Source organism: Cupriavidus sp. FW305-F7 (assembly GCF_058782875.1).
In genome coordinates, this window is sequence record NZ_JBYSYC010000010.1 from 85006 (window position 1) to 96595 (window position 11590).

General features: G+C 56.5%; 7 protein-coding genes. 3 read left to right on the forward strand and 4 right to left on the reverse strand.

Annotated elements, in window-relative coordinates:
- Positions 1-1833: 1833 nt before the first annotated feature.
- Positions 1834-2271, forward strand: coding sequence for a hypothetical protein (locus AC3WL8_RS11865; RefSeq protein WP_492378294.1), 438 nt, complete (start codon positions 1834-1836; stop codon positions 2269-2271).
- 166 nt (positions 2272-2437) lie between these two features.
- Here the strand turns inward: AC3WL8_RS11865 and AC3WL8_RS11870 are convergent, their stop codons facing one another.
- The gene (locus AC3WL8_RS11870; RefSeq protein ID WP_492378295.1) at positions 2438-3088 is read right to left on the reverse strand and encodes a recombinase family protein; all 651 of its coding nucleotides are present in this window, start codon (positions 3086-3088) and stop codon (positions 2438-2440) included.
- 387 nt (positions 3089-3475) lie between these two features.
- Here AC3WL8_RS11870 and AC3WL8_RS11875 point away from each other — a divergent pair, with 387 nt between their 5' ends.
- Positions 3476-4111 (forward strand): hypothetical protein, encoded by a 636-nt coding sequence (locus AC3WL8_RS11875; protein WP_492378296.1) that lies wholly within the window; start codon positions 3476-3478, stop codon positions 4109-4111.
- A gap of 1534 nt (positions 4112-5645) precedes the next feature.
- On the opposite strand, the gene AC3WL8_RS11880 is transcribed toward AC3WL8_RS11875, so the two are convergent.
- The 3 genes from AC3WL8_RS11880 to AC3WL8_RS11890 form a co-directional block, all read right to left on the reverse strand.
- On the reverse strand, positions 5646-5948 hold the full coding sequence (locus tag AC3WL8_RS11880; RefSeq protein ID WP_492378297.1) for an XRE family transcriptional regulator: 303 nt from the start codon (positions 5946-5948) through the stop codon (positions 5646-5648).
- 1364 nt (positions 5949-7312) lie between these two features.
- Positions 7313-9430: a DUF4357 domain-containing protein gene (locus AC3WL8_RS11885; protein ID WP_492378298.1), complete on the reverse strand. Its 2118-nt coding sequence runs from the start codon at positions 9428-9430 to the stop codon at positions 7313-7315.
- Between the two features lie 104 nt (positions 9431-9534).
- Positions 9535-10455 (reverse strand): HNH endonuclease, encoded by a 921-nt coding sequence (locus tag AC3WL8_RS11890; RefSeq protein WP_492378299.1) that lies wholly within the window; start codon positions 10453-10455, stop codon positions 9535-9537.
- A gap of 849 nt (positions 10456-11304) precedes the next feature.
- Here AC3WL8_RS11890 and AC3WL8_RS11895 point away from each other — a divergent pair.
- The gene (locus tag AC3WL8_RS11895; protein WP_492378300.1) at positions 11305-11514 is read left to right on the forward strand and encodes a hypothetical protein; all 210 of its coding nucleotides are present in this window, start codon (positions 11305-11307) and stop codon (positions 11512-11514) included.
- Positions 11515-11590 lie beyond the last annotated feature (76 nt).

Sequence of the window (11590 nt, forward strand, 5' to 3'; positions counted from 1 at the left end):
CCGTGGCCAGAGCACGCGCCACAGGTTTGCCGTCCGGAACCTCCGCAACTCGTACATACAACGCGGCCGCCACCACCGCAAGACACGCAGCTTCGTCGAACGACCTGCGTGTAGCTTTCGTTATGGCGGCCATTCCAGCGGGTATGGGTCTCATGGTGGTTGCGCGAGCCCGCGCCGCCACAGCTCGTGCAGGTTCGTCTTCCGCCGCCGCCACATCCGCTGCAGGACACGCGTCCCGACCCTCGGCAGCTGCCGCACTGCCTGAAGACAGAATACGAGCCAAAGTCATGGGCGACCTTAGCTTCGGATGACCATGCGAGCGCGTCAGACCCGGCTAGGTCCACCTGTTGCATGAATGGCCCGCGAATGTCGCGATTGGTGCGGGCTTCAGCGCAAAGACGCTGAAGGTGTGCCTGAAAGGCTGCGGCCCGGTAGTCAAAGTGACGCCCGGCGACAGCGGCATTGCCTTTGTTTGTTGTCTCTGTGACTTCGTGGTCGAATCGCCAAATGACTGATGCGGTCGCTAGGTAGCTTTCGGCAACCTCGCCGGTTGGCGTGATTTCGCTCGGCTGTATGTTGTTCCCACCGAACAGACGCCGAAGATTTTGAAGGAGCGCGCTTCCTTGACCCGTGCGTGGGGCGTCCATTTTCTGTTTTTGTGTATCCGGAGGTGTTTGGGGAAATCAAGCCTCTTCGGCTAACGACCCTCTCCGAAGAATATTTATACCCCTCGAATGGGGCATGGAAAAGCGCGGACCTTACCAAAAGCCGTGGACTTGCGGCTAACAATGGTGGACTTGCGGCTATGTGAACTCCGAAAATTCACTTCCGCCGGGGCACTATTGCCAAGATTTACGGAGGCTAACCCTTTTTGTATTCCTTATCCTCTCAAGACTCATGCGGCAATAACCCCGGCTCGCTGGCGCTCGCCATCTTTGACGCGAAGCATGTCAGCCTTCGGCAGGGTATTACGTCCCGAGGGTATGCACCAAGGGCAGCCAGGGAGGCCGGAGTGGGGCCAGAAGCAAACCACTTAGCCTCCCATCCTCGCCAGATTGGGCTGCTCACCGCTGCGTGGGCTGGGTGTCCATAACTCAGATTGTGGGTGGGCTGCGGCTAAGAAATCAGAACGCGCGAATCCACCTATCCACCTATCTACCTATCTACCTACCTTTTCTGACCACGGCAAACTGCTTCATGTGTTCCTAGGCCGATGCGTTCCCTGCGCCTGTGCGTATCGGCAAACAAGTCCTCTGGTCCGAAATCGCAGTGCGTCGGTGGCAAGAAGCACTGTTTGCCGCCCAGCAGAACGGGAGCCCGCAGGTTGCTTCTGGTCGCTGCCATGCTACGCGCCAACAATCGGTCCCGGGTGCCCAGTAACCCTAAGCGATGGCATCGTTCCACACCACAAACCTAGGGAGGGGCCGCAATTGAAAATCATCGTTCGTCCTCGTGACCAGCATGCATAGCCACTATGCAGGTATGGTGGGCTCGACGTTTGGCATTCTGACTCTGAAGAGTCCTGGGGCTGTCCTGGCGAAAGGGGGCTGGTAGAAAGTGTCCGAGTCGGACACGCGAGGGTGGCCTGGGGGGCTGGCATGGAAGTGTCCATGATGGACACGCGAGGCTCAACTGGGCCCCTTAGGAAGGGACGCCGGCTCGGCTATCGACTCGGCAAGCCGGCATTGGATTCAAGGAAGACAGCGCCATTGCCGTGAGCCAATAAGGATGTCTTGTCACGAACAAAACAAATGTTGTGTATATATCACTATAGAGCTTATGTTGGCACCTAAGAAGTTGACTGACCCGAGTTGGCCGTTCCTGCAATCGCTGATGAGCCTTTACTTCACCGATAAGGTGACGCCTGGCGCCGGCACAGAGGCTGTGGCAGCACTGCCGCCCATGGAGGCACTTGTGCTTGGCATGATGTGCCTGACCAAGAGATACAACAGCCGCAATTTCACCAATCTCCTTTACCGGAAGTACCGAATCTTTGATTCGCGCGAGTGTGACATCTTCACGGAGGTCGGAATCCTGAAATTGATGGACCGGGGGTACCCGAGGCCGGCCTCAAAGAAGGCCGAAAGAGCCCTGAACGAAAGAGATATTGATGTCTGGGGCCTGGGAGACGTACCGTTTGTGGTCACGGCCAAGGGCGCTGCCCGTATCGGCTACCTCGTAGCCAATTTCAGGGCTGAACCCGTTAAGGACGTCATCAAGCAGTTGCAGGCCGAGTCGAAGGAAGCCGCGAAGGCATGGGGCGCCTGCTAGGCTCGAGCTGGCCTCCGGGTCGAGTTGGCCTCTGGGCACGAGACCTCGCTGGTTCGCCACGATGCGTGTTCAGTCGTGCAAAGCCCTCGCCTTCCCGGCCAAGACGAGTAGTTCCGGCAGCTTGGTACTTGCTCGAGTATCTGCTCAGATTTTGCTCAACAGGGCCTCATCTGCTCCTGTGGCCACGCAAGAGTGTTCTAATAGAACCCTCTTGCGGAGGGCGTGCGCCAGCTCCTGAGCGAAGGCGGTCAACTGCTACTCTTGGCGTGCAGGCTGTGCTGTACAGCGTTGAGCGAGACACGCCGAAAAACCGAGCGATTTCAGCGACCGACATCTCTCGGTTCTTCATCATCAACAGAGCTTTTCGTTGCTGCTTCCCGTCCAGCAGTGCTGGACGACCGCCTTTCCGACCGCGAGCCCGAGCAGCCTCCAAGCCGGCCATGGTTCGCTCTCTGACGAGCTCACGTTCGAACTCGGCCAATGCAGCAAACAGATGAAACACCTCCAGTTTGCCGGCAGGGCCGCCGGTGTCGACGGACTCCTTCAGGGATTTGAATTTGACGCCGCGCCCTTCCAGGTCGTTGACGATGCGGATAAGGTCTTGCAGGTTTCGCCCCAGCCGGTCTAGCCGCCATACGACCAAGGTGTCGCCTTCGCGCAGCGCCTTCAGGCAGTGAACGAGCTCCGGCCTATCGGTCGACTTGCCGCTTGCCTTGTCTTCATAGGTGCAGGTGGCTCCCGCCTCCTTCAGCGTGTCCCGCTGGAGGTCGAGCGTCTGCTCGAAAGTGCTGACCCGCGCGTATCCAATTACTGTCATGCGTACCCTTTCCCGGATGTTGATTGTTGGAGGGAATGTTGAACATCTAAAAGGGTATAGCGCGGCTTGGCGGCGATGATTTCGTGCATGCCCAGAAAACCATCGTTTTCTGGACACGTATCCTGCCGAGTGGGTCGGAATTCAGTTTCTGGTGATTCGAGTTCCTCGGACAACAGCCACCCTCGCGGGGTCGCTCCAGCCAGCGGAGTTGTGCTTTCCTCCACGAAGAGATTGATGGCGCGGGCAATCTTCGCGTGTGGCCCATCTACGGTTCAGAAGCTATCTGAAGGCCTGGCAAAATTAAATCAGTAAACCCCGCGGCCGCTTGCACTTTCCTGTCATGTCACGGTCGATACAATTGGCGTTTCTCATCACAACGAGGTTGAAATGAAGCGGGTATTGGTGTGGGTTGGGGTTGCGTTCATAGTTTTCGTAGGGGGCCTCCAGGGATTCAAGGTAGGAAATGCCTTTTGGGATGATTACAAGGGGTTCAAAGAAACTCTGTCCGGCCTCAAAGGGATTAAGTTTGGGACGCCGCCACAAGAGGTCCTTTACACTCACGGGCGACCCTCAATTGTGAGAGACGGCACTGACGGGAAATCGTTCAACGTCGCCATAGGGCTCCCTAATGGGTCCCGGATTGAAGACTTCACGAGTTGGAGTTATCTCAATATTGGAGAATTCATTTTGAACGTAGAGTTCGACCCTACTCAAAAGTCCGTGCGGTCCGTCCAGTGCATGACGCTGGATAGAAACGACCCGAAAGCGAGATGTGTCACGGTGGCCGGCGTCCGCACAGACATTTACCACCACGGCTCCGAGGACTACATCGTTGAAAAGCTGGGTAAACCGGACTCGGAGTCTTACAGGGAGGCCAATGGTGGGCACCTCAAGTTTCTGAACTACGACACCCTAGGTCTGTCCCTGGTCATGGAGGGCCGTCAACTGATAACTATCAATCAGCACGACAGGCCGGCGCCAAGCTTTCTGTGGTGGTTGCAGCATGGCCGACCGACTCGGTGAGGTCTTCGACATAGCCGTCCGCCGGGCCGTGAACGACGCGCCTGGCCGAGGGGAACGTGGGGCTTTTACGCCCATTCCCATGGTGTAGGCCATGCTGGCCTGTGCGATAACCGTCGCGATGGCCGGACCTGTCCGGCGGGTTCATCACCAATGTCCGAGAAATATACTCACGGTCGTGCGCGGTAGCTCTGGCAATTCATCATCGCTATGGCTACCAGGCCGAGATAAGGCATCTTTCTCAGGCCAATCCGTATGTGCTTGAGATGCTGATTGGAGCAGCCCCCTGATTCACCGGACACAGTCCCCCACTTACAATAGCGGATATGCGACAAAACCAGTTCACTCGACCTACGTAGCGACCGCATTGGCCTTGCTAGAACGAAATCTCACGAAGCCAAGTTTGACCTACTGCTTTTCAGGCTTGGATTGGATGGGATGATACCCGGCCACACGAGCCTAAGCGTTGCGAAAAAGGGCCGTATTGCTGGGACGCTAAATATCACAAGCCGGTGGGCAGATTGCGCCGACACTTGACGGTCAAGTGTCTCAACTCGGACACTTGAGTGGGGCGGGTGAAAAAGTGTCTCAACTCGGACACTTGAGTGGGGCGGGTGAAAAAGTGTCTCAACTCGGACACTTGAGGGGGCGAGTGAAAATGTGTCTCAACTCGGACGCTTCCGCTCGGTGAGGGAGTACGCCGTTGCATTTTCCGATTAGGCACGTGGTAAGTTACTCGGCGTTCGTGCGCAATTGCCATGGCAATCCATCACCTATATGACTACCGCGCGGAAACGGAGCACCTTTCGCAGGCGAATCCCTCCGTAGTTCGCCTGATGATGGTGGGCTCGGCACCTACCACCGAACACCTCAACTGTGGTTGACACACTTTAGTAATCCATCGTTTCCTGGACGCGTGCCCGAAATAACACGCACGCTCGCCGCCCAATGGTGCCGTTTCCTGGGCGTGCGAAGTGAAGCACCCTGTATGGCTCCAGCTCGACGCAGGATGTTGTCCTCAAAAGTTCGAGCCTGGGCTTATCTCCGGCCTGACAGAAAGTCGAACCAATCTGAGGCGTAGACACAGTCCATCGGCGTTGGGTCCTCCTCTATGACAGGACAACCCGAATGTTCAATGCGTTTTCTGAATTTTGTTGCTGCTGGTTCGGGTATCTCGCTCAAGCGGACGTAATCGGTGTTTCCCGAGCGGTGAACACGTACGGTCAAAGGCTGAGGTCGAGGCGGAAGCTCTTCTTTACCCGTCAATGCGACTGCAATTGAGCGAGCAATCAAGTCCCACACTGAAGCCGCGAACCGCGGGTACTTGCTAATCACCGCTCGCTCGGGATGGTTGTACAAATCCTCTACTAATTCAACGACATAGTCGGGAGCTGTGCCGCGATTGAGCCGTCCCAGCTTTGCGGTCGCTATTACTCGGCCGCGGCCATTCTGGCCCGGTGACAGAAGTTCAACGGTAACTTTAAGCATTACAAGTCTCGAAAGGACGCGAGCATCCATTCTTCCCGCGAGAACGTTGTCAACCCAGCGTCTTACGTCTTGGCTTGCTGGCGCGCTGGCGCGGTTGAGCCTTTCTGGTCAACATCAGGGGGTTGATGGTCGCCATGGGAGCAATGGTATCCAGCCAAGTTTCGCGTCCAAGAGTGCGGAGCACGGAAATGAGGGTACGCAGGGACGAGCCGTTGCCGGTTTCGAGATTTCGCAAAGCACGTACGCTGACGCCCGAACGCGCTGCAACGGTAGCTTGGTCCAGCCTGCAAAAATTCACGCGGTACACTTTCAGTCGCTCGCCTAGCTCCGCTTCCATCTCCTCGAGCGTCAAATGTCTAATTGCACCTGTCGTCGACGTCCTCATTGTCACTCCGATTAGTTCAGCAGCGAACTCGCTTTGCAATTACCGGCAACATTCTGCCAATAACTCGGTTGTTTGGCTGTAAGCGGCAAGATACTGCCGGTCATGACGGAGCCCTCAGAGGCACAGTAGTGGGCTAGCCACCTTCGAGGCTTCACGGTACATCCAGACCACGAAGCCTCCCGGCACGGGATTGCGCGCCTGGCAGCTTCTCAGAACGCTTTTCGTCGTCCCTTCGATATACGCGGCTTCGGGGGAGCCGGAATTCCCAGGATTATTGCCTTCCTTCTTTCGTACTGCCAATGAAACATGGCTGCTTCTTCAGCGGGCCATCCGTGGTTATACCTTGTGGCGTGCCGGTACCCGCTTTCGAGCATCTGTAGCTGATGCCATTGCTCAACCGTTTCGCATGGCATCAATTTTATTGTCGAAATGGCCTCCTTTCTGGCGGAAGGGCTACATCCAAACGCGGAAAAGGATAAGGCTGCATAAATTCTCCTATCCTTATCTTCGTGCTCCAGAAATGGAAGAAATTTAGCTGCAAGCTCGGTATGTCGCGGTTCTGCAGTCCCTTCGGAGTTGAAATAAGCTGCCGGCCTCCCAAGGCTGACGGTCCTCGTCAAATCGCGCCAGCCGGTGCAACCCAGTGCTCTTGCCATAATCTCTTGAGTTCGCTGTAGGCCGAGTGCGCTTGGTGAGCAGTCCTCGCCCGATGCGTAGCGCAACGAGTAAAATTGAAAGGCCTTGTGGAGTGCGGAGGCGTTCTCTTTGGCCTCAGCGGTGCTGTGGAAAGGGAGTTTGTGCACGTCGAGCTCTTGATGTGATGCGGGTCGACGGTTGCTCGCTCACCTGCGACCCGCTACAGAAGGCTGGTGCATGGATGTGGAAATGCCAGATGCAGAGCCCAGCTGGGATTCTCCATTTGCGAGCGGAACGCTGTCTGCGAAGCGTTGGGTTGTATTGTCGACCAATCGCAATGCTTTGGGCAAGAGAAATCGAGCATCGCAGCGACACCTTGTAATGCCCACGTACCCGCATATCCTGGAAAGTGGTCATAAAATCTTTCCTGATAATACCGGTTATCAGTAAAGAAGATTCCTATATATGGCTAACTTTGACTAGATAGGTAGATAGGTAGATAGGTAGATAGGTAGATAGGTAGATAGGTAGATAGGTAGGAAGATACGCTCGTGATGGAAGTCTCATCACGAGCCGTACGTACCGTCGAGCAAGGCCGCCGGCTTGTCTTCGGTGCATCGACTCGCCAGGCCATGGGCTGATAACCCGGCGCGAGTTCTCCATATCGAAATGGATTCCGTGAAGTGGTGCCGCGGCTAGGCCTCCGTGCGCCCAGTGGCTGGCTGGGATGCCGGCAAATTGTCTTGCCAGGCGGCATATGTAATCGATGTTCCCTTGAGGCGCCAGGTATTGCGACCATTGTCTGTACGTCCGAGCACCGTCGCCGATGCTCCGCTAGGACTACTGAAGGCTACATCCCGAGTGAATACCAAATGAGTGCCATCGGCTGACGGCTGTAGAGAGCCCTCACGGCGCAACTCTTCGCGCAATTGCTGATAGGAGTGAGGTTGTCCAGTCCAATCCAGTTTGGCCTGGGAGCCGGACACGATAGTGAAATCCTTGCCGCCCTCCCGAGCGAGGGCGCTGAGTCCATGCTTAGTGCTTTCCAATTCAAAAATCACGTCGTCACTGGCTTTTGTGAGTTCGGCCAGCAAAGCTTCGGCGAGGTCTGCCCTGCTTTTGCGGTTGTGTAGGCGCCAGTGCATCTCGAGGATATTCAGCGTGCTGTTCTGCCGCAACTGCATTACTCCGATGGTCCAGTCTGAATGCTGCAGTACTTGGGTTGTTAGGGCGAACGTGCTTACGCCGCCTTTGGTGAAGTAGGCTGACTTCTTCCGCTCGAAGTCGTAGTTGCTCGCAGCACTGTTCTTCTTGCGGCTCAGCAACGCGAGGTTGCCAAGACGATGGACCCATTGCTGGTGTGCACCGGCTTCGGGCACCCAATTTAGCCACTGGCTGTTCGGCGCCGGCTGCTGAGGCATAACATGCTCGACAGATACCACGTCATGCTGGTAGGTTGCGCTCCCATCGGACAACAGGCGGTCCAGCCGTAGCAGCAGGAGGGCTAGAGCACGTGGTGAATGAGTGTCATATAGTGGACCGTTCAGTGCGGCATAAGTCTCATGCTGCTCTTGGGGCGAGAGCTGCAGGGGAGATTGCTCTCCAAATAAATCCTGGTCGCTTTCAACGGCGCTGGTCAGGGACGAGAAGCGCTCTATGCGTTCGTTGACGCCCGACTTTCGAACTAGCATTGAATACCCCAAGCGCTCCAAGTCGCGGAAGAACGTCAGAACCAAGTCCGGCTGTTCGCGAAACCTTACAAAGAACGCAAGGGCGGGCGGCACCCAGTCTTTAAACTCAAGTCGGTTGAGCCAATGTAGGTGTTCGTTAACCTGCTCGGCATGCCTGTGGCTAGCGTAGTCCGCGTCGCGCAGCTCGCCAAAAGCTTGGGCCATTGGCAACAGAATCTCATCGACAAACTCACGTGGCTGCTTGGTTGGGGCGACATGCTCCTTGAACTCTTTGAGCAAAGTACCCTGAGGCTTGGCTTTGCGGAAGACCATGCGGATGTGACCGAATAGGTCGTTAAACTCATCTCGTCCAAGGTCTTCTTCTTTGTCTTCCCACTTCTCCGTATATGCGCTGCGAAGTGCCGGCGCAATGCCGCCGATGATTTCGGCCTTGAGAATGTCAGTTGCGCTCAGGTCCAGGCCGCGGCTGTTTAGTACTCCGAAGATGCGATAGGCAGAATCCAAGTCTGGCGTCGCCACGGTCACCAGATAGCACCGGGTAATAATGAACCGTACCAGCCGTATCAACTCGGGCTGAGTCAACTTGCCCAACCGTTCCATATACATTTGCGCGTTACCACGAAGGCGCGCCTGTGCATCTGCCAGTGGAGTGTTGAGGTGTATCAGCGTAGGCAGACCGTCTTCATGCTGAATGTACTTACGGAAGAAGTCGCGGTCGCGTTCCCGCAATGAAAGTCGGTAGCGTGCTTGAGTTGCGGACACGACGTCGCCATGCTCATAGATGCGCTTGGTGATGCCGGCTTGCACAGCGGCGTCGTGCACCGAGGCTCGGATAGCCGAGAGAAGAAGCGTCAGCGTGGTCAGTCGCTGCTGGCCATCGACGACGGTGGCTTCCGCCGACGCCTCGCCCTTGATGAGCACAATGCTGCCAAGGAAGTACGGAGCCGCCTCGCTGAGCTGTTCCGGCGAGATAGCCAACGCACCTAGCAAGTCATCCAGAAGCTCCTGCGCTTGGTCCTTGCCCCAGGCGTATGGACGTTGGTAGCCAGGGATGGTGAAAACAAAGTCATCACTGAAGATTTTGGCCAGTGATTGTTCTTTTGCGGTTAGGGTGTGTGTCAATGCAGTCTCCACGGACTTTTCTTGGGTTTAGCGAGCGTCGATGCTGTCGGTGACGGCTGAGGTTCTGGGCTGCGGACGGCCATCTCGCGGTGAAGCTCTCGATGCTAGGGTGAGGGCTTGTCCCGTCGTACCAACTCCTGGTGGCGCCGAAGATGCTCAGTTATGTAACCGCGGAACCGATGCTCGTCGGAGAAGCCGAGGCGGCTTGTATCAAGCTTCATGCCCTGGGTCAGCCCTAGCTTGGCCAGGTTGCTGCGGACTCTTGGATGCAGGACGCTCGTGAATGTGCCCCGTACTTCCTGAAAGCTCAGCAAGAATCTGTCAAATAGGCTGTCAGCGTGTGCGACCAGAAGCAGTCCATTCATAGGGTCCAAGCGCTCGCGGTTTGAGCTATCACGCCAAGGCTTGATATGGGAAGCAATCAACATCTCCGATACCCCGAGCCCCGTTAGCGCACACGTTTCTCCTTTTCCCCATGCTTTTACTAGGTCAGCACGAAAGCGTCCTTGCCCAACTCGAGCCTTCGCCAAAACTTCACGTTCTGTGTCATCCGCGACTTCCCGGTCTAGTTGTGCCAGGTCCGCGATGAGGTCGTTGGCCTCACTTGACCCGTAGCCAGCCAACAGTTCGTCGAACCGTGACTTGTAGTCCAAGTCGGTTGGCAGCGGGTTGAAATTCTGCCCACTTGAAAAGTAGCGATGAATTTCTGCACGCGAATACCACGGCGCTCTCGGTAGAGGAATGGGCCCGTCCGGCCGACGAAGTGGCTCCATCGAAAGCCGAAACCGATAGTCTTTGCTCTCACCGTCGAGACTTCGCAGCTTCCAGGGGCCGATGTTCCGGCGGCGAATTCGGAAAACGCCCTCTAAGAAGTAGTCCACACCGGCAACTTGCGGGTCCTTGTCGCCGGACAGTACGTAAACAAGGTCGCCTTCGGCTGGCTTCTCGCTGTTGGTGTGGTAGCTCTCCAGTCCAAAAGGGCCGAACACGTGGGATAGGTGGTAAGCGAAGTAGGTTTTCGACACAGATTCTCCGGCAGTGCGGGAATTAGCGACAGTGGCATCTGCTGCCACGGTGTGGATGCAATTGCCTTTGCAGTCGAATGGCAGCCTGGAGCGATAATAGCCCAACGGGGAGTTCGAATGCAGGGCCAGCCAGTGATGGGACTGTCGTGCGCTTCGTTATGTTAAGGCAGTGGGCTTGCGGCTAATATTGGTGGACTTGCGGCTACGGACTACCAGAAAACGTACCTCCACTGGAGTAGTATTTTCAGAATTTATGACGGCTAATCCCTGTTGTACCCTTTGGAGCGCCTGCGGCGCTAACCCGCCTCGCTAGCGTTCGCCTTCCTCGACTGTCGCCTATGAATCTTCGACAAGTTATGGTTCCCCGCGGGTATGCGCTGAGGGCAGCCAAGGAGGCCGGGCTGGGGCTATGAAGCCAACAACTTGGCCTCCTTATCTCACCGCATTGGGCCGCTCACCGCGCTCCGCTGCTCGTTTCACCTTCCGATTTAACCGCCCCGCCGCCTTTCCCTGGTTCGCGGGCGGCCTTGGCAAGTCTGGGTGGGCAAAGTCGTGTGTCGACGTGGGCCTTGAGAACTTGATTGGCCTCGCCAGCAGTGACAGGGTCGGTTAGGGCCGGTGACTGGGTCCGGCGAGCTACTCGACTTCAGCTATCGGTTGTCTCCGGGTAGCGGCCTACGGATTGCCTGGCGCTTGACTGCCGCCAAGGACAAGACCTGTCCGCCCAAGCGGCGAGCCTCGCCACGAGGCTTCCTCATACTTAAGGGAATCAGCCTCCCCCGATTGGGGGTTGGACTTTTTGGGGGCGGGAATGTATGGTGGTTTGCTATACAAACGCCAATGCCGTCCATGGAAGCAGAAAAGACTGTTGGGCTGAGCTTTCGGGTTACCCCCACAATGAAGCGCAAGTTGGAGGCCGCCGCCGAGCAGGAGCGCAGGAGTCTGACCAACATGTTTGAAATCTTGGTGGACGACTATTGCCGGACGCACGGCATTAGCGAAGATGAAGTCTGCAGCCAGAAAAAGGCTGTCTCCTCGGGGAAGAAGAAGAGGTCATGAACGGAATAACATTGGGGACAATCCATCCGTCGCTTGTAAGCGTTCACGGAGCATCATCGTCGCACTGCTGACGGCA

What these genes read in the sequence shown, in the direction of transcription:
- AC3WL8_RS11865 (WP_492378294.1), top strand. Translation starts at nt 1,834, where the DNA reads ATGAGCCTTTACTTCACCGATAAGGTGACGCCTGGCGCCGGCACAGAG.
- AC3WL8_RS11870 (WP_492378295.1), bottom strand. Translation starts at nt 3,088, where the DNA reads ATGACAGTAATTGGATACGCGCGGGTCAGCACTTTCGAGCAGACGCTC.
- AC3WL8_RS11875 (WP_492378296.1), top strand. Translation starts at nt 3,476, where the DNA reads ATGAAGCGGGTATTGGTGTGGGTTGGGGTTGCGTTCATAGTTTTCGTA.
- AC3WL8_RS11895 (WP_492378300.1), top strand. Translation starts at nt 11,305, where the DNA reads ATGGAAGCAGAAAAGACTGTTGGGCTGAGCTTTCGGGTTACCCCCACA.